Raw genomic sequence first — 17975 nt, 5'->3', positions numbered from 1 at the left:
GGAACCGCCAGGGGGAGCGGTCATGACACTTCGCGCATTTATGCACAGGATCGCCGTACTGGCGGTTTTCTCGCTGCTGTTGAGCGGCTGCGACAGGGGCACTCCACTGACCGTGGTCAAGGCGGTCGCCGCCGGTGTGCCCTCGCTCGCGCCGTTCTTCGACGAGCAGAGCGGACTCGGCGAGGACGCCACCAGCGTGCGGTCGCAGCCTGTACAGGGAAGTCTCCAGCAGGGGGACACGCCTGGTCTGTACGGCGGCAGCAAGCAGCCGACCATCTGTGACGTCGCCAAACTCGAACGTTTTCTCACCGATCCCACGAACCACAAAAAGGCACAGGCGTGGGCCGGTGTGCTGAACATCGGCACGGACGAGATACCGGAATACCTGGACCGACTCACACCGGTTCTGCTGCGTCACGACACTCTCGTCAAGAACCACGACTACAAGAAGGAAAAGGCCGTCCCGTACAACTCCCTGCTCCAGGCGGGAATCGCCATTCTCGTCGATGAACAAGGGCTTCCGGCTGTGAAGTGCTCGTGTGGGAATCCACTGCGGCCCTTCGCGGGTGACACCGGCCGGATTTCCGTCCAGTTCGAGGACGGCAACAAGAAGTGGGCGGGATACGAGCGTGAGTCCGTGGTGGCCGTGAAGCCGGCTCCGCGGAAACTGGAACGGATCGCTCTCGTGGACGTCCGGGAGCCCGCTCGTGGCATCCACCGTCCGACCGGCACGACCGGTGAGAAGGACACCACCTTCAACGCGAAGAAGCGGCGGGCGGTGCCGGTCCTCGCCGGGATGACCTTCGCCCGGGCCGGCCGGGAGTTGATCGACGCCGGGCTGGCGGCCGGGTACACCGGGCAGGGGGTACCGCCGGACGGCGCGAAGGTGACGGCGACCGATCCGCCCGCGGGGACGGAGCTGCCGTTCGGGCAGTACGTCATGCTGACCGTGGCCGGGGGCGGCACGAGCGGTTCCGGCGGGGCGCCGGGGCCTACGACCACTCCCCCGCCGCCGTCTTCCGGCTCGAAGTCACCGCCGACGAGCACCGCGCCGTCGTCGGGGCCGTCGTCCGGTTCTTCGGGGTCAGGGTCGGCGTCGGGGTCGCCCGGCGGCAAGCCCGGGGAGTCCTCCGCCGGGGAGTCCTCCGCCAAGCCGCCGTCCTCGTCGAGCAGCGAGCCCGGCAAGTCGTCCTCCGTGCCTTCGACGAGTACGGCTCCGAGCTCGCCGTCGCCCGACAGGTCGAGCGCTTCGCCACCCCCGCCGCCGCCCAGCACCAGCGCGCCGCCGACCAGTGCCCCGGTCACCAGCAGCGCACCGCCGCCGCCCCCGCCGCCACCCCCGCCTCCGCCTCCGTCCACGACGACCAGCGCCCCCGCCACCAGCGCACCGGCGAGCAGCGAACCCGCGACAAGTGAGCCCGCCACCAGTGAGCCCGTCACCGGCGGGCCGAGCGGCACCGTCACCGCGTAACACCCCCGAAGAACCCGCTGAACCCGCAGAACCGGAGAGTCACCGGATGCCTTCAGGATCACCGACGTCGGGAGTGGGCCGGGTCATCGCCGGTCGCTATCTGCTGCTGAACCCGCTCGGCAGCGGCGGCATGGGCCATGTGTGGCTCGCCCACGACCAGAGACTCGCCTGTGAGGTGGCGCTCAAGGAGATCGTGTTCCGTGACCCCGTGGAGGAGGGCCACGAGCGGGAGGCCCGGGTGGCGCGGGCCCGTGCGGAGGCCCGGCACGCGGCCGGGCTGCGCGGCCACCCGCACGTGGTGACCGTGCACGACGTCCTGGAGCACGACGGGCTGCCGTGGATCGTCATGGAGTACGTGGCGGACGCCGTGGACCTGCGCGACCTGGTCGAGTCCCGCGGGCCGCTCGCCCCGGCGGAGTGCGCCCGGGTCGGGCTCGCGGTACTGGACGCGCTGACCGCCGGGCACCAGCGGGGCGTGATGCACCGGGACGTGAAGCCGGCGAACATCCTGCTGGCGCCGGACCGCGGCGGGGCGCCGTACGGTCGCGTCCTGCTCACGGACTACGGCATCTCCGTGCAGCCGGACGCCGGGGAGCCGCGGTACACACTGGCGTCGGTGCTGGTGGGCACCGCGGGCTTTCTGGCGCCGGAGCGGGCCACCGGCGGGGCGCCCACCCCGGCCGCCGACCTGTTCTCGCTGGGCTGCACGCTGTACCAGGCCGTGGAGGGCGTGGGGCCCTTCGAGCGGGAGTCGCATCTCGCCGAGGTGACCGCGGTGGTCATGGAGGAGCCGCGGCCGGCCGTGCGCGCCGGTGCGCTGGGTCCCGTACTGCAGGCGCTGCTCGCGAAGGACCCCGGGCAGCGGCTGTCGGCGGCGGAGGCGGAGGCCGCGTTGTCGCGGATCGTGACACCGCAGGCCGAGCCGTACGTCCGGACGCAGACGGACATCGGTTCCCAGCCGCCCTGGGCGGGCGTGCAGCCGTCGCCCGTCCCACGGCCTCCGGTGAACGGGCATCAGCCGAGCCCCTTCGTGCCGATGCCCCCGCCCCAGCAGGGCGGCCGACGGCGGCGGGAGCGCTCGCACGCCCTGCGGGCGGTGCTGGCGTGCGGTCTCGGGCTGCTCCTCGCCCTGGGGGGTGTCTGGTACGCCATGGCCGACCGGGGATCGGACGACGAGAACGGGGGCGGGGGCTCCGGGCGTCCGTACGGCGCTTCCGTGGGGCTCACCGCGGCGCTGCGGGACGGCGACTGTGTGACGGCCGACTGGCCGGGGGCCCAGCGTTTCCAGGGGACGCCCCGGCTCACCCCGGACCCCGGCTGCGACAACGCGCCGGACGGTCAGGTGATGGCGTTCGCGCCGGCCTCCTCCGCGGACGAGGCCCGGCGCCTCGGACCGGCGAAGTGCGAGGAGCGGACCAAGGAGATCCGGGACCGGCTCGCCGACGTCCGCGGCCAGGCCGTCGTGCCGACCGACGACGGGTTCGAGGCGGCGGGGCGGCGCACCGCCTGCCTGGTGCTGGGTGCGAACGGGCCGGTGTACGGGCCGATGGGGACGCATCGGAGGTCCGGCTCGGGCTTCGCGGACACGGCGACCATGCAGCGACGGGACTGTCTCGACGTGCCGTCCAACCGGGACGCCCGGCTGGTGTCCTGCGCGGGCCCCTACGACGAGCAGGTGCTCGGATTCACCCGTCTGGACGCGGACGTGCCGTTCGCCGAGGCGCGCACCGAGTCGGACACGGCGTGCGCGCGGGACGTGCCGCCGGGCGACTACGGCTTCGATCCGTCCGTCTACACGGCCGGTTCCTGGACGAGTAAGGGCCCCTGGAAGAACGGGACGCATTTCGTCGTCTGCACCGTCCGCAAGCAGAACGGGGGCACCATGGAGGGGGACGAATCCTGAGGAGGGTGTTGCGATGCCCGGTAGCGGTTCCACGGATAGCTCGACCCGAACGATGGGGGTGCTCACCGTCGGCGGTCTCGTCGCGGTGACGGCCTACACGGTGGCGCTCGGCAGCAACGGCTGGCTGTGGTTCGGCTGGGTCGTGCTGGGCCTGATCACTCTCGGCATGGTGGCCACCCGCAGCACCTGACCACCGGGGCCGTCTCAGCCGTCGCTGAGGCGGCCCGCCGAGTGCACGCCCGGCTGGTACTTGGGCAGCCGAGTGGTGATCTTCATGCCCGCGCCCGGTGCCGTCTCGATGACGAGGCCGTAGGAGTCGCCGTACACCTGACGGAGCCGGTCGTCGACGTTGGACAGCCCGATGCCGCCCGAGGGGCTGACCTCGCCGGCGAGGATACGGCGCAGCAGGACCGGGTCCATTCCGGCACCGTCGTCCTCGATGACGACGAGGGCCTCGGCGCCCGCGTCCTGTGCGGTGATCTGGAGGTGGCACTTGTCGGCCTTGCCCTCCAGGCCGTGCTTGATGGCGTTCTCGACCAGCGGCTGCAGGCACAGGAACGGCAGGGCGACCGGCAGCACCTCGGGCGCGATCTGGAGGGTGACCGAGAGGCGGTCGCCGAAGCGTGCCCGCACGAGCGCCAAGTAGTGGTCGATGGCGTGGAGTTCGTCGGCGAGGGTGGTGAAGTCGCCATGCCGGCGGAAGCTGTAGCGGGTGAAGTCGGCGAATTCGAGGAGCAGTTCGCGGGCGCGCTCGGGGTCGGTGCGGACGAAACTGGCGATCACGGCGAGCGAGTTGAAGATGAAGTGCGGGGAGATCTGGGCCCGAAGTGCCTTGATCTCGGCCTCGATCAGCCGGGTGCGGGACTGGTCCAGATCGGCCAACTCCAGCTGGACGCTCACCCAGCGGGCGACCTCTCCGGCGGCACGGACCAGGACGGCGGACTCGCGGGGCGCGCAGGCGACGAGGGTGCCGTGGACGCGGTCGTCGACGGTGAGCGGGGCGACGACCGCCCAGCGGACCGGGCAGTCGGGGGCGTCGCAGGTGAGCGGGAAGGCCTCGCCGCGGCCGGTCTCCAGTGGTCCGGCGAGGCGTTCCATGATCTCGGTGCGGTGGTGGCCGCCCACGCCGTCCCAGACCAGGACCTGCTTCTGGTCGGTGAGGCAGAGCGCGTCCGTGCCGAGGAGTGTGCGCAGCCGGCGGGCCGACTTGCGGGCGGTCTCCTCGGTGAGGCCCGCTCTGAGCGGGGGCGCGGCCAGGGAGGCGGTGTGCAGGGTCTCGAAGGTGGCGTGTTCGACGGGGGTGCCGAGGCCGCCCAGGGCCTGCGGTCGGGCCGTGCGTCTGCCGAGCCAGAAGCCCGTGGCGAGCAGCGGGAGGATCGCCACGCACAGGCCCGCGAGGAATCCGCTCACGCCTTCACCTCCGCCCGTAGTTCCTCCGCTCGCAGTTCCTCCGGCAGATGGAAGCGGGCCAGGATGGCTGCGGTGCCCGCCGGCACCCGGCTCGCGGTGGCCAGGGACACCAGGACCATGGTGAGGAAGCCGAGGGGCACCGACCAGAGCGCGGGCCAGGCGAGCAGCGAGTGCAGGGCGCCGGTGGCCGGGAAGCCCGCCATGGTCGCGGCCACGGCGACGAACGCGGAGCCGCCGCCAACCAGCATGCCCGCTGCGGCGCCGGGCGGGGTGAGCCGCCGCCACCAGATGCCGAGCACCAGCAGCGGGCAGAAGGAGGAGGCCGAGACCGCGAACGCGAGGCCGACGGCGTCGGCGACGGGCAGTCCGCCGACCAGGACGCTCGCGGCCAGCGGGGCGCACATCGCGAGGACGGTGCCGAGCCGGAAGTGCCGTACACCGCGTGAGGGCAGGACGTCCTGGGTGAGCACGCCCGCCACGGCCATGGTGAGTCCGGAGGCGGTGGACAGGAACGCGGCGAAAGCCCCGCCCGCGACCAGTGCGCCGAGCAGATCGCCACCGAGGCCGCCGATCATGCGCTCGGGGAGCAGCAGGACTGCGGCGTCGGCGTCTCCGGTGAGGGTGAGTTCGGGGGTGTAGAGCCGACCGAGGGCGCCGTACACCGGGGGCAGGAGGTAGAAGCAGCCGATCAGGCCGAGGACGGCGACCGTGGTGCGGCGGGCGGCGACACCGTGCGGGCTGGTGTAGAAGCGGACCACGACGTGCGGCAGGCCCATGGTGCCGAGGAAGGTGGCGAGGATCAGTCCGTACGTGGCGTACAGGGGCCGTTCCTCGCGGCCCGCGGCGAGGGAGGTGGACATGCCGTCGCTGGTGCCGCGGTCGGCGGCGGGGACGGTGGTGCCCTTGGCGAAGGTGAGGCGGGTGTCCTTGGCGATGTGGTGGGTGCCGGCGGGGAGTTCGAGCCTGTCGTCCTCGTGCGGGCGGCCGTCGACCGTGCCGGTGACGGTGACGGTCAGGGGGCCTTCCAGCTTGAGGGCGAGGGTGGAGTCGACGCGGACGACGCGCTGTTCGCGGAAGGTCGCCGGTTCCTCGAAGGCGTGGCTGGGGGCGCCGTCGCCCTGCCAGGCGAGGATGAGGAAGAGGGCGGGGACGAGCAGCGCGGTGAGCTTGAGCCAGTACTGGAAAGCCTGCACGAAGGTGATGCTGCGCATGCCGCCCGCGGCGACGGTGGCGACCACGACGGCGGCGACGATGACTCCGCCGAGCCACTGGGGTGCTCCGGTCAGCACGGTCAACGTCAGTCCGGCGCCCTGGAGTTGGGGTAGGAGGTAGAGCCACCCGACCCCTACGACGAAGGCGCCCGCGAGCCGGCGCACGGCCTGGGAGGCGAGGCGGGCCTCGGCGAAGTCGGGGAGGGTGTAGGCACCGGAGCGGCGCAGGGGGGCGGCGACGAAGAGGAGCAGGACGAGATAGCCGGCCGTGTAGCCGACCGGGTACCAGAGCATGTCCGGGCCCTGGACGAGGACCAGCCCCGCGATGCCGAGGAAGGAGGCGGCGGAGAGGTACTCGCCGCTGATGGCGGCCGCGTTGAGGCGGGGGCCGACGGTGCGGGAGGCGACGTAGAAGTCGGAGGTGGTGCGGGAGATGCGCAGGCCGAACGCGCCGACGAGCACGGTGGCCACGACCACCAGGGCGACCGCCGGGACCGAGTAGCTGGAGTTCATCGGACCTCGACGTTCATCGGTCTTCGACCAGCCGCACGAAGTCCCGTTCGTTGCGTTCGGCTCGGCGTACGTACCAGCGGGCCAGCAGGACCATCGGGACGTAGAGGCCGAAACCGAGGACGCCCCATTCGAGACGGTGGGCGTCCGGCATGGCCGAGAAGAGCAGCGGAAGCGGGCCGATGAGCAGGCCGAGGAAGGCGAACACGGCGAGGGCGGCGCGGAGTTGGGTGCGCATCAGGGAGCGGACGTAGGTGTGGCCGAGGGTGGTCTGTTCGTCGATCTCGGTGCGCGGCCGGTAGTAGCCGGAGGCCGGGCGGGTGCGGCGGGGCGGGCCGGTGACGACGACACGGCGCTCGACGGGGTCCTGGGGCATGACTACGGCCTCCTCATCAGCAGGTCCCGCAGCTCGCGCGCGTGTCTGCGGCTGACCTGGAGTTCCTCGCCGCCGACCAGGACGCTCACCGTGCCCGCGTCCAGGCGGAGTTCGCCGACGTGGCGCAGGGCGACGAGATGGCGGCGGTGGATGCGGACGAAGCCGCGGGAACGCCAGCGTTCCTCCAGGGCGGACAGCGGGATCCGGACGAGGTGGCTGCCCTTGTCGGTGTGGAGGCGGGCGTAGTCGCCCTGGGCCTCGACATGGGTGATGTCGTCAACGGCGACGAACCGGGTCACTCCACCGAGTTCCACGGGGATGTGGTCGGGATCGGGTTCGTGGACGGGTATGCGGGGCGCGCTGTCGAGGCGTTCGGCGGCCCGGCGCACGGCCTCCGCGAGGCGTTCCTTGCGCACCGGTTTGAGCACGTAGTCGACGGCCTTGAGGTCGAAGGCCTGCACCGCGAAGTCCTCGTGGGCGGTGACGAACACGACGAGGGGCGGCTTGGCGAAGCCGGTCAGCAGCCGGGCGAGGTCGAGGCCGTCGAGGCCCGGCATGTTGATGTCGAGGAAGACGACGTCGATCGCCTCGGGCCCCTGCGGCCCCGACTCCAGGGCGCGGTTGATGCGGCGCAGCGCCTCGGTGGCGTCACCGGCCCCCTCCACGCTGCCGATCCGGGGGTCGGCGTTCAGGAGGTAGAGCAGTTCCTCCAGCGAGGGGCGTTCGTCGTCGACAGCCAGGGCGCGCAGCATGAACCCGGAGTGTAGGAGTAATTCGTACGACTAACCATGTGCCGAGGTGTCGACCTCCCCGCTGGATACAGTGCCGACATGAACAGCAGGCCCGCGGTGTTCGACGAGCTCGACCGGAAGATCGTCACCGCGTTGATGGCGAACGCGAGGACGTCCTTCGCGGAGATCGGCGCGGCGATCGGACTGTCCTCCACGGCGGTGAAGCGGCGGGTGGACCGGCTGCGGGAGACCGGGGTGATCACCGGGTTCACGGCCACGGTGCAGCCGTCGGCGCTGGGCTGGCGCACCGAGGCGTATGTCGAGGTGTACTGCGAGGGCGCGGCCCCGCCGCGGCGGCTCGCCGAGGTGGTCCGCAACCATCCGGAGATCACCGCGGCGATGACGGTGACCGGCGGCGCGGACGCGCTGCTGCACGTGCGGGCGCGGGATGTGGAGCACTTCGAGGAGGTGCTGGAACGCATCCGCGTGGAGCCGTTCATCCGGAAGACGATCAGCGTGATGGTGCTGTCCCACCTCATCCCGGAAAGCCCGGAGGCGGGGGCCAGCCAGCCCGCACCGGAGGCATAGCGGATAAACGCAGCAGGCGTGCGTTTTTCCGGCAGAATTTGCAGCATTCCTGCGCGGACACGCAATTCTTGTTGCTTGTCGGGCCTGCCGGTCACTTCCTACCTTGGTGTCAACCCTCAGTAGACACCGCAGGAAGCGGAGGAACCCCTCTGTGTCCGACTCCCGTGTGCCGCGCCGACGGCGTTTCCTCGTCTGCGAACCCAGACATTTCGCCGTGCAGTACGCGATCAATCCCTGGATGCATCCCGACACCCACGTGGACGTGGACCTGGCGCAGGAGCAGTGGCAGACGCTGATCGGCGCCTATCGGTCCCACGGTCACGACATCGACGCCGTGGAGCCGGTGGCCGGTCTCCCGGACATGGTCTTCGCCGCGAACTCGGCGGTCGTCGTCGGCGGCCGCGTCTTCGGCTCCCTCTTCCACGCGCCCGAGCGGCGCCCCGAGTCCATGCACTACGACCTGTGGTTCAAGACGGCGGGCTACGACGTCCACCGACCCGCCGCCGTCTGCGAGGGCGAGGGCGATCTGGTCTGGACGGGCCGGTACGTGCTGGCCGGAACCGGGTTCAGGACGACGCGGGAGGCACACCGCGAGGTGCAGGAGTTCTTCGGTCACCCGGTGATCAGCCTGACGCTGGTGGACCCGCACTTCTACCACCTGGACACCGCGCTGTTCGTCCTCGACGACTCCGAGGTCGGCAACAACATCGTGTACTACCCGGAGGCCTTTTCGCCGGGCAGTCGCGAGGTACTCGCACGGCTGTACCCGGACGCGGTGCTCGCGACGCGTGACGACGCGATGGCCTTCGGCCTGAACTCCGTCTCCGACGGCCGCCACGTCTTCATCGCCCCGCAGGCCGAGGCCCTCGCCGTACGCCTCGACGACCACGGCTACGTCCCCGTCCCCGTCGACCTCTCCGAGTTCCACAAGGCCGGCGGCGGCATCAAGTGCTGCACCCAGGAGATCCGCTCATGACCGCACCCGCAAGCACGCGTTCCTCCGCCGATCTCATCAGCGCCGAGGAGCCGGTCCTCGCGCACAACTACCACCCGCTGCCCGTGGTGGTGGCCCGTGCCGAGGGCACCTGGGTTCAGGACGTGGAGGGCCGCCGCTACCTCGACATGCTGGCCGGGTACTCCGCCCTCAACTTCGGCCACCGCCACCCGGCACTGATCGAGGCGGCCCACCGCCAGCTGGACTGCCTGACCCTCACCTCCCGCGCCTTCCACAACGACCGGCTCGCCGAGTTCGCGGAGCGCCTGGCCGAGCTGACCGGCCTGGACATGGTGCTGCCGATGAACACCGGCGCGGAAGCGGTGGAGAGCGGCATCAAGGTGGCCCGCAAGTGGGCGTACGAGGTGAAGGGCGTCCCGGCCGACCGGGCCACGATCGTGGTCGCCGCGGAGAACTTCCACGGCCGTACGACGACGATCGTGTCGTTCTCCACGGACGAGACCGCGCGGGCCGGCTTCGGCCCCTTCACCCCGGGCTTCCGCGTGGTCCCGTACAACGACCTGGCGGCGCTGGAGGAGGCGGTCGACGAGACCACGGCCGCGGTACTCCTGGAGCCCATCCAGGGCGAGGCGGGAGTGGTCATCCCGGACGAGGGCTACCTGACCGGCGTACGCGAGCTCACCCGCCGCAAGAACTGCCTCTTCATCGCGGACGAGATCCAGTCGGGCCTCGGACGGACGGGCCGCACGCTGGCCGTCGAGCACGAAGGGGTCGTCCCGGACGTCATCCTCCTCGGCAAGGCCCTGGGCGGCGGCATCGTCCCGGTCTCCGCGGTGGTCGCCCGTCGCGACGTCCTCGCCGTACTGCGCCCGGGCGAACACGGCTCGACCTTCGGCGGCAACCCCCTGGCTGCGGCGGTCGGCACGGCGGTGGTGGATCTGCTGGAGACGGGCGAGTTCCAGCGCCGGGCGGCGGAGCTCGGCGTACTGCTGCGGGACGGTCTGACGGCGCTGGTCGGAAGGGGTGTCGTCGGCTTCCGCGCGCGCGGCCTGTGGGCAGGCGTGGACGTCGACCCGAAGATCGGCACGGGCAGGGAGATCAGCAAGCTCCTGATGCACGAGGGAATCCTGGTCAAGGACACCCACGGCTCGACGATCAGGCTGGCACCCCCGCTGACGATCACGGCGGAGGAACTGGAATCAGCACTGGCAGTACTTGAAAAGGTACTCAGGCGCTGACCTACCCAGGGGCGCGGGGAACTGCGCACTCCCGACCTACCGGGTGAAGATGATGCGAAGAGGTGATAGACCACTCTCAGCGACAGAGAGGCCGCCCGTGGGCGCTCAGGAGGAGCAGGACACCACCCGGCACCGGTTCGACGTGGCCGATGCCGCCCCCCTGCTGCTCGACGCCCACGGCACGGTGACCGGCTGGACCCGAGACGCCGAGCGCCTGCTGCACTACCCCGCCTCCGAAGCCGTGGGACAGAGCGTCACCGCCCTGATCACCCCCGAGGACGCCCTCCGCCTGCCGGAGATCACCGTGCGCTGCCGCACCGACGGCAGCTGGGCGGGGCTGCTGACCGCCCTGGACAGACACGGCCGACCGGTCCGGGTCATGGTCCGCATCACGGTGGCCGACGACACCGACGGCTCGGAACGCTGGCTCGTGCTGCTCTCCGAGATGGCGGAGGCCCCCGGCTGGGACATGAGCCGCCCGGTACTGGAGCAGTTGGTCACCCGCTCCCCCATCGGCATCGCGATCGTGGACACGGATCTGCGCTGCGTGTGGTCCAACCCCGCGCTGGAGCAGTTCGGCAGCGCCCCGGCCCCGCAGCGGCTGGGACTGCGGTTCGGGGAGATCCAGCCGGGCCTGGACGCCGAGTCGATCGAGGCGCAGATGCGGCACGTCCTGGAGACCGGTGAGCCGATCGTGGGGTACGAACACGTCGGCCGGGTCCGCGCCGCCCCGCACCGCGAGACCGCGCACACGATGTCGTTCACCCGGCTCGACGACGACCAGGGCCACCCGATGGGCGTGTACTACACGGTCGTCGACATCACCGAGCGGCACCGGGCCCGGCAGCGCCTCGCCCTGCTCGACCGGGCCGGGGAGTTCATCGGCCGCAGCCTGGACAGCCGGCGGACCGCGCAGGAGCTGGCCGACGTGGCCGTACCGGCGCTGGCGGACTACATCACCGTGGACCTGCTGGAATCGGTGCTGCGGGGAGCGGAACCCACCGGGCGGGTGCCGCTGGTGAGGGCCGGGCAGCAGTCGGTGAACGAGGGGGTCCCGGAGGCCGTCGTAGCGGTCGGTGACGTGGCCGCCTACCGGCCCGGCTCGCCCCCGCTGCGCTGTCTGGCCTCGGGCGAGCCCTGGCGGGAGGCGCGCCTGGATCCGCTGGCCGCGGAGTGGGCGACCGACATGCCCGACGGGCGGCGGGCCACCTTCCTGGAGCTGGGTCTGCACAGCGTCATGGTCGTGCCGATCCGGGCGCGGGGCGTCACCCTGGGCGTCACGACCTTCTTCCGTCGGCGCCGCCAGGAGCCCTTCGACGCGGACGACCTGAACCTCGCCGAGGACCTCGTCTCGCGAGCGGCCGTCTGTGTGGACAACGCCCGGCGCTACACCCGCGAGCGGGAGGCCGCGCTGGTCCTGCAACGCAGTCTGCTCCCGCACCGGCTGCCCGAGCAGGACGCCGTGGAGGTGACCGCCTGCTACCGGCCCGCCGACGAGCTCACCGGCCTCGGCGGGGACTGGTACGACCTCATCCCGCTCTCCGGCGCGCGGGTCGCCCTGGTGGTGGGCGAGGTGCCCGGGCACGGCATCGGCGCCGCCGCGGCGATGGGCCGGCTGCGGACCGCCGTACGGACGCTGGCGGCCCTGGAACTGCCCCCGGAGGAGGTGCTCGGGCATCTCGACGACCTGGTGGCCCGGGCGGCGCGCGAGGAGGGTGTGGGACCGGGGACGGAGGACACCGACAGCGCCCAAGGCTCCGGGTGCGTGTACGTCGTCTACGACCCGGTCGACGGGCAGTGCACGATGGCCACCGCCGGGCATCCCGCGCCGGCGGTGATCCTGCCCGACGGGACGGTCGCCTTCGTGGACCTCCCGCAGGGGCCCTCCCTCGGCGTGGGCGGTCCGCCGTTCGAGTCGGTCGAGCTGGTCCTGGCGGAGGGCAGCACGCTCGCCCTGCACACGGACGGGCTGCTCGCCCGTGGGGAGAAGTGGGCCGTGGACGTGGGCCGGGACCGGCTGCGCCAGGCCCTGGAGCGGCCCGCGCCCACCCTCGACCTGCGCTGCCGGACCGTGGTCGACGCCCTGGCCCCGGACCGGCCGCACGACGACGTGGCCCTGCTCATGGCCCGTACCCGGCTGCTGGGGCCTGAGCAGGTCGCGGACTGGGACGTACCGGTGGACCCGGCCCTGGTCGCCGAGGCCCGCAAGACGGCGTCCCGGCAGCTGACGGATTGGGGTCTGGAGGAGTTCGCGTTCACGACGGAACTGATCGTCAGCGAACTGGTCACCAACGCCATCCGGCACGCCGTCGGCCCGATCCGGCTCCGGCTGATCCGGGAGCGGTCCCTGGTCTGCGAGGTGTTCGACAGCGGTGCCACCGCCCCGCATCTGCGCCACCCGCGCACCACCGACGAGGGCGGCCGGGGGCTGCTGCTGGTCTCGCAGTTCGCCCAGCGCTGGGGCACCCGGTTCGCGCCCGACGGAAAGATCATCTGGGCCGAGCAGTCCCTTCAGGAACCGATCACCTGAATGCCCCATACCATGGGAAACTGGTGTGATCCCGGCGGGCGGGAGGGTGGCGATCATGACCGACAGACCCATCGACTACGCGGCGGTGTTCCAGGCACTGCCCGGCATGGTCGCCCTCCTCACTCCCGAGCTGGTGTTCACGGACGTCAACAAGGAGTTCATTCGGGGGGCCGGGCGGCGGCGAGAGGAACTCGTGGGCCACTACCTCTTCGACGTCTTCCCGGACAACCCGAACGACCCGGCGGCGACCGGCATGCGCAACCTGGCCGCCTCACTGCGCAGGGTCCTGGACACCGGCGAGCGCGACGCCATGGCCCTCCAGCGCTACGACGTCGAGGACCCCGGCCGCCCCGGAAAGTGGCAGGTGCGCTACTGGAGTCCCGTCAACGCCCCGGTGTTCGGTCCGGACGGCAAGGTAGTGCTGCTGGTGCACCGGGTCGAGGAGATCACCGAACTGATGCGGGCCCGCGGCGGCCCGCGCGGCAGCCGGGCCCGGGTGCTGGAGGCCGAGCTGTACACAAGGGCCCGCGAGCTCCAGGAACTCAACGAACAGCTGCGACAGGCCCACGCCCGCGAGCGCGAGGTCGCGCTGGCCCTCCAGGACGCCATGCTGCCCACCAGCCGCCAGTCCCTGCACGACCGGGCCGCCGTCCGCTACCGGCCCGCGGTGGGCGCGCTCAACGTCTGCGGGGACTGGTACGACCTGGTCGACCTGGTGGGCGGCCGTGGTGTGGGAGTCTCGGTGGGCGACGTGGTGGGCCACGGTCTCGGGGCCGCCTGTGTCATGGGCCAGCTGCGCAGTGCCCTGAGCGCGGTCTCCCGGGTGGCCGAGGGCCCGGCCCAGGCCCTGGACGTGCTCGGCCGGTACGCACATGTGATCGACGGCGCCGAGTCGGCCACCGCCGTCACCGCCTTCATCGACTTCGACCACGGCACGATCACCTACAGCAGCGCGGGACATCCGCCGCCGATGCTGGTGCACGCCGACGGCCGCGTGGAATGCCTCGACCGGGCGACCGACCCGCCGCTCGACGCCCGTCCCGACCCGATTCCGAGGCCGCAGGCCACCACCGCCTTCGCAGAGGGCGCCACCCTCGCCCTCTACACGGACGGTCTGGTGGAACGGCGCCGGGAAGACGTCGACAAGGGCCTCGCCCGCCTCGCCGACTCCCTGACCCGGCACCGCCAGGACGATCCCGAGCAGCTGGCCGACGCCGTCCTCGCGGAACTGCTCCCGCCCGGCGGCGCCACCGACGACACGGCACTGGTCATCGTACGGTTGTGAAGGCGATGGGAAACCGGTTCAGGAGCGGAAACGGCCCTGTTCCGGCCCCCGCCCCCTGCGCCTACACTGACAGCCCCATCTCACACCGGTTGACCAGCCAGAACGCGGAGTTGAGCCGTCCGCCCGACCGAGGAGCGCCCCCTCTTGTTCTACTACTTGCTCAAATACGTGCTGTTGGGGCCGTTGCTGAGACTGGTTTTCCGGCCCCGAATAGAAGGCCTGGAGCACATCCCGGAGTCGGGCGCGGCCATCGTGGCCGGCAACCATCTCTCCTTCTCCGACCACTTCCTGATGCCTGCGGTCCTCAAGCGGCGCATCACCTTCCTGGCGAAGGCCGAGTACTTCACCGGCCCCGGTATCAGGGGCCGCCTGACCGCCTTCTTCTTCCGCAGCGCCGGGCAGATCCCGGTCGACCGCTCCGGCAAGGAGGCCGGCCAGGCCGCCATCCGCGAGGGGCTCGGCGTGCTGCGCAAGGACGAGCTGCTCGGCATCTACCCGGAGGGCACCCGCTCCCACGACGGCCGCCTCTACAAGGGCAAGGTCGGCGTCGCGGTGATGGCGCTCAAGGCCCAGGCGCCGGTGATCCCCTGCGCGATGATCGGCACCTTCGAAGCCCAGCCGCCCGGCAAGGTGATCCCGAACATCCACCCGGTGGTGATCCGCTTCGGCAAGCCCCTCGACTTCTCCCGGTACGCCGGGATGGAGAACGAGAAGGCGATCCTGCGGGCCATCACCGACGAGATCATGTACGCCATCCTGAAGCTGTCCGACCAGGAGTACGTCGACCAGTACGCGGCCGTGGTCAAGGCGGAGGAGACCGCCGCGCGCCAGGAGAAGGAACGCAAGTTCCCGCGGATGCCGCTGAGCTGACGTCTGCCGTCGGCAGAACCCCCTGGAGGAAAGGGAGTTGACCGCCGTACGGTCACCGCATGACACGACGTGCAGTGGTGATCGGAGCGAGCGGACAGATCGGGCGGGCGGCGGTGGGCTCGCTGGCCCGGGACGGCTGGGAGGTGACGGCCGTCTCCCGGGGCGGTGGACGGGACGAGAGCTGGCCCGCCGAGGTGCGTACCGCGCGGGCCGACCGGGCGGACGACGACGCCCTCGCCGCCGCGGTGGGCGAGGGCTGTGACGTCCTGGTGGACGTGGTGGCCTACGGGCCGGAGCACGCACGGCAGTTGGTGTCGCTGGCCGACCGCGTGGGCTCGGCCGTGGTGATCTCCAGCGTGGCGGTGTACGAGGACGAGAAGGGCCGCAACTTCGACACTCAGGGCGAGCCGGGCGGCTTCCCCGAGTATCCGGTGCCGGCGGACGAGGGCCAGCGGACGGTTGCACCGGGCGCGACCTCGTACAGCACCCGCAAGGCGGGTCTGGAGCGTGAACTGCTGGCCGCGGGCGACCGGTTGCCCACCACGCTGCTGCGGGCGGGCGCGATCCACGGACCGCACTGCCGGACCCCGCGCGAGCTGTACTTCGTCAAGCGCAACCTGGACGGCCGGGCCCGGCGCCTGCTGCCGTACGGTGGCATGAGCCGCTTCCACCCGGCGAACGTCCACAACATCGCCGAACTCGTCCGGCTGGCCGCCGCGAAGCCCGGCAGCAGGGCCCTGAACGCCGTGGATCCGGACGCCCCGACGGTGGCGGAGATCGCCGCCGCGATCGACTCTGTCATGGGCGTCCAGACGCAGAGCGTGCTCATCGACGGCCCACCGCCCTCGCCGACCGTGGGGGACACGCCGTGGTCGGTGCCGGCGCCGGTCGTCTTCGACATGTCCGCCGCCGAACGGGAGTTGGGGTACCGCCCGGTGGTGGCACGGTACGCGGACCGGCTCCCGGAGACCATCACCTGGATCGAGCGGCAACTGGCCGGTCAGGACTGGCGCCAGGCGTACCCGAGGATGTTCCAGACCTACGGCGACCTGTTCGACTACGCGGCGGAGGACGCGTATCTCGACTCGCTCGGCGCATGAGCAGGGGGCGGCCCGTGGCTCGGGCCGCCCCCTCCTTCTGGTTGTACGGCGTAGCGGTTACGGCTTCGGCGTGGCGTGCGGGGTGCAGGTCACGTCGGCCTTGTCCAGCTTGCCGGTGAGCAGGTAGGTGTCCACCCGCGTGTTGATGCACGGGTTGACCAGGCCGGTCACTCCGTGGGAGCCCGCGTCCTTCTCGGTGATCAGGCGGGAGCCCTTGAAGCGCTTGTGCAGTTCGACGCCGCCCTCGTACGGGGTGGCCGCGTCACGCTCGGACTGCACGATCAGCACGCCGGGCAGGCCCTTGCCGGTCTTGACGTTCACCGGGGTCTGCTGCTTGACCGGCCAGGTGGCGCAGGGCAGGTTCAGCCAGGCGTTGGCCCAGGTCATGAACGGGTACTTCTCGTTGAGCGCCGTGTTGTCCTTGTCCCACTTCTTCCAGCTGGTGGGCCACTTGGCGTCGGTGCACTCGACGGCCGTGTAGACGGCGTTGCCGTTCTCCGAGGAGATGTTGCCCGCGGTGTCCGAGAGGTCCGGGGCGGCCGCGTCGACGAGCGCCTGGGTGTCACCGGCGAAGTACTTGCTGAAGACCGTCGCGACCGGCACCCACGAGGAGTCGTAGTACGGGGCGCTCTGGAAGAAGCCGATCAGCTCGGCCGGGCCGACGACCCCGCCGATGGGGTTCTTCTTGGCGGTGGCGCGCAGTTCGAGCCACTTCGCCTGGACCGCGGCCCGGGTGGTTCCGAGGTGGAAGGCGGCGTCGTTGGCGGCGACCCAGTCCTCCCAGTCCTTCCAGCGTCCCTCGAAGGCGATGTCCTGGTCGAGGTTGGCCTCGTACCAGATCTTCTCCTTGGACGGGTTGACGACGCTGTCGACGACCATGCGCCGGACGTGGCCGGGGAACATCGTGCCGTAGACGGCGCCGATGTAGGTGCCGTAGGAGACACCCAGGTAGTTGAGCTTCTTCTCGCCGAGCGCAGCACGGATGACGTCCAGGTCGCGCACGGTGTTGGGCGTGGTCATCTGCTGGAGCATCGCCTTGCCGGTGCGCTCGGCGCAGCCCTCGGCGTACTCACGGGCCAGCTTGCGCTGGGCCAGCTTGTCGGCCTCGGAGTCCGGCACCGGGTCGGCCTTGGGCGCCTTCACGAACTCCTGCGGGTCCATGCAGGAGATGGGCGCGGAGTGGCCGACACCGCGCGGGTCGAAGCCCACGAAGTCGTACGCCTTGGCCGCGTTGGCCCAGATCGGGTTCTTGCTGGTGACGCGGAGCGGGAAGCGCATACCCGAGCCGCCGGGCCCGCCCGGGTTGTAGACGAGGGCGCCCTGACGCTCCGCCTCGGTTCCGGTGTTGCCGATGTGGTCGACGGCGAGCTTGATCTGCTTGCCGTTCGGCTTGGCGTAGTCCAGCGGCACGCTGACCCAGCCGCACTGGACCGGTTTCGCGATCCCCCAGTCGGCGGGACAGTCCGCCCAGTCGATGCCGGCCTTCGCGGCACGGGCGGCGGCGATCTGGACGCCGACGGCCTCACGGTCCTGGCCGTGCCGGGTGGCCTCGGCGAGCGTGTTGGCGCCGGACGCGGGTGCCGCGACGGCACCGGATATGAGTGTGGCCGTGATGAGCATCCCGGCCGAACCGAGCGCAGTCGTCCGCCACTTCGGTCTCGTCTCCCTCAAGAGGGATCCCTCCCCGTACGTCGTTTCGATTCGTACGGGGATCCTCCTGGCTATGGAGACGCTGTGAACAGGGGGGTGAAGGTCTTCTTTGCCAATCCGATAAACGGAAACGTTCGTTCGCTGGGC

At 71.2% G+C, this 17975-nt stretch carries 15 protein-coding genes; 10 read left to right on the top strand and 5 right to left on the bottom strand.

The genetic code is table 11. The features are described 5' to 3' along the window. Positions 1-22 precede the first annotated feature (22 nt). The 3 genes from AB0D34_RS09455 to AB0D34_RS09445 are packed head-to-tail and all read left to right on the top strand — an operon-like array spanning position 23 to position 3564. Entirely contained in the window at positions 23-1471 is a 1449-nt protein-coding gene (locus AB0D34_RS09455) for a PASTA domain-containing protein (protein WP_362658941.1), read from the top strand. A gap of 46 nt (positions 1472-1517) precedes the next feature. Continuing rightward, on the top strand, positions 1518-3374 hold the full coding sequence (locus AB0D34_RS09450; protein WP_362658939.1) for a protein kinase: 1857 nt from the start codon (positions 1518-1520) through the stop codon (positions 3372-3374). 13 nt (positions 3375-3387) lie between these two features. Beyond that, on the top strand, positions 3388-3564 hold the full coding sequence (locus tag AB0D34_RS09445; protein ID WP_362658936.1) for a hypothetical protein: 177 nt from the start codon (positions 3388-3390) through the stop codon (positions 3562-3564). Between the two features lie 14 nt (positions 3565-3578). On the opposite strand, the gene AB0D34_RS09440 is transcribed toward AB0D34_RS09445, so the two are convergent. Genes AB0D34_RS09440 through AB0D34_RS09425 form a run of 4 tightly spaced genes read right to left on the bottom strand, consistent with a single transcriptional unit; the run spans position 3579 to position 7633 of the window. Continuing rightward, on the bottom strand, positions 3579-4784 hold the full coding sequence (locus tag AB0D34_RS09440; RefSeq protein ID WP_362658933.1) for a histidine kinase: 1206 nt from the start codon (positions 4782-4784) through the stop codon (positions 3579-3581). After that, the gene (locus tag AB0D34_RS09435) at positions 4781-6508 is read right to left on the bottom strand and encodes a cation acetate symporter (protein WP_362658931.1); all 1728 of its coding nucleotides are present in this window, start codon (positions 6506-6508) and stop codon (positions 4781-4783) included. The genes AB0D34_RS09440 and AB0D34_RS09435 overlap by 4 nt, the downstream gene beginning before the upstream one ends. A 13-nt stretch (positions 6509-6521) precedes the next feature. After that, positions 6522-6881: a hypothetical protein gene (locus AB0D34_RS09430; RefSeq protein WP_362658928.1), complete on the bottom strand. Its 360-nt coding sequence runs from the start codon at positions 6879-6881 to the stop codon at positions 6522-6524. A gap of 2 nt (positions 6882-6883) precedes the next feature. Continuing rightward, positions 6884-7633: a LytTR family DNA-binding domain-containing protein gene (locus tag AB0D34_RS09425; protein WP_362658925.1), complete on the bottom strand. Its 750-nt coding sequence runs from the start codon at positions 7631-7633 to the stop codon at positions 6884-6886. Between the two features lie 78 nt (positions 7634-7711). On the opposite strand from AB0D34_RS09425, the gene AB0D34_RS09420 reads away from it, so the two are divergent. The 7 genes from AB0D34_RS09420 (at position 7712) to AB0D34_RS09390 (ending at position 16178) form a co-directional block, all read left to right on the top strand. After that, positions 7712-8200 carry an Lrp/AsnC family transcriptional regulator gene (locus AB0D34_RS09420; RefSeq protein ID WP_362658922.1) on the top strand — a complete coding sequence of 163 codons (489 nt, stop codon included), beginning with the start codon at positions 7712-7714 and terminating at the stop codon, positions 8198-8200. Between the two features lie 151 nt (positions 8201-8351). Next, positions 8352-9176, top strand: a complete 825-nt coding sequence (gene ddaH / locus AB0D34_RS09415; protein WP_362658919.1) for a dimethylargininase — start codon at positions 8352-8354, stop codon at positions 9174-9176. Next, positions 9173-10393, top strand: coding sequence for an ornithine--oxo-acid transaminase (rocD, locus tag AB0D34_RS09410; RefSeq protein WP_362658916.1), 1221 nt, complete (start codon positions 9173-9175; stop codon positions 10391-10393). Before ddaH ends, rocD begins: the two co-directional genes overlap by 4 nt. A 97-nt stretch (positions 10394-10490) precedes the next feature. Beyond that, positions 10491-12923: a SpoIIE family protein phosphatase gene (locus tag AB0D34_RS09405; RefSeq protein ID WP_362658913.1), complete on the top strand. Its 2433-nt coding sequence runs from the start codon at positions 10491-10493 to the stop codon at positions 12921-12923. A 55-nt stretch (positions 12924-12978) separates the two neighbouring features. Further along, positions 12979-14208, top strand: coding sequence for a SpoIIE family protein phosphatase (locus AB0D34_RS09400; RefSeq protein ID WP_362658910.1), 1230 nt, complete (start codon positions 12979-12981; stop codon positions 14206-14208). Between the two features lie 144 nt (positions 14209-14352). Continuing rightward, a complete protein-coding gene (locus AB0D34_RS09395; protein WP_362658907.1) occupies positions 14353-15078 on the top strand; it encodes a lysophospholipid acyltransferase family protein in 726 nt (241 codons plus the stop codon). Positions 15079-15137: 59 nt separating this feature from the next. Continuing rightward, on the top strand, positions 15138-16178 hold the full coding sequence (locus tag AB0D34_RS09390; RefSeq protein WP_362658904.1) for an NAD-dependent epimerase/dehydratase family protein: 1041 nt from the start codon (positions 15138-15140) through the stop codon (positions 16176-16178). Positions 16179-16235: 57 nt separating this feature from the next. Here AB0D34_RS09390 and AB0D34_RS09385 read toward each other — a convergent pair whose 3' ends face one another. Further along, a complete protein-coding gene (locus AB0D34_RS09385; RefSeq protein WP_362658901.1) occupies positions 16236-17849 on the bottom strand; it encodes an alpha/beta hydrolase in 1614 nt (537 codons plus the stop codon). Positions 17850-17975: the final 126 nt, after the last annotated feature.

The organism is Streptomyces sp. NPDC048420 (assembly GCF_040651535.1).
GTDB lineage: Bacteria > Actinomycetota > Actinomycetes > Streptomycetales > Streptomycetaceae > Streptomyces.
The sequence above is the reverse complement of the archived record's forward strand: the minus strand, read 5'-3'. Positions and strand labels throughout refer to the sequence as shown.

Coding starts and splice junctions, on each gene's coding strand:
- AB0D34_RS09455 (WP_362658941.1), top strand. CDS start 23: ATGACACTTCGCGCATTTATGCACAGGATCGCCGTACTGGCGGTTTTC.
- AB0D34_RS09450 (WP_362658939.1), top strand. CDS start 1,518: ATGCCTTCAGGATCACCGACGTCGGGAGTGGGCCGGGTCATCGCCGGT.
- AB0D34_RS09445 (WP_362658936.1), top strand. CDS start 3,388: ATGCCCGGTAGCGGTTCCACGGATAGCTCGACCCGAACGATGGGGGTG.
- AB0D34_RS09435 (WP_362658931.1), bottom strand. CDS start 6,508: ATGAACTCCAGCTACTCGGTCCCGGCGGTCGCCCTGGTGGTCGTGGCC.
- AB0D34_RS09430 (WP_362658928.1), bottom strand. CDS start 6,881: ATGCCCCAGGACCCCGTCGAGCGCCGTGTCGTCGTCACCGGCCCGCCC.
- AB0D34_RS09425 (WP_362658925.1), bottom strand. CDS start 7,633: ATGCTGCGCGCCCTGGCTGTCGACGACGAACGCCCCTCGCTGGAGGAA.
- AB0D34_RS09420 (WP_362658922.1), top strand. CDS start 7,712: ATGAACAGCAGGCCCGCGGTGTTCGACGAGCTCGACCGGAAGATCGTC.
- rocD (WP_362658916.1), top strand. CDS start 9,173: ATGACCGCACCCGCAAGCACGCGTTCCTCCGCCGATCTCATCAGCGCC.
- AB0D34_RS09400 (WP_362658910.1), top strand. CDS start 12,979: ATGACCGACAGACCCATCGACTACGCGGCGGTGTTCCAGGCACTGCCC.
- AB0D34_RS09390 (WP_362658904.1), top strand. CDS start 15,138: ATGACACGACGTGCAGTGGTGATCGGAGCGAGCGGACAGATCGGGCGG.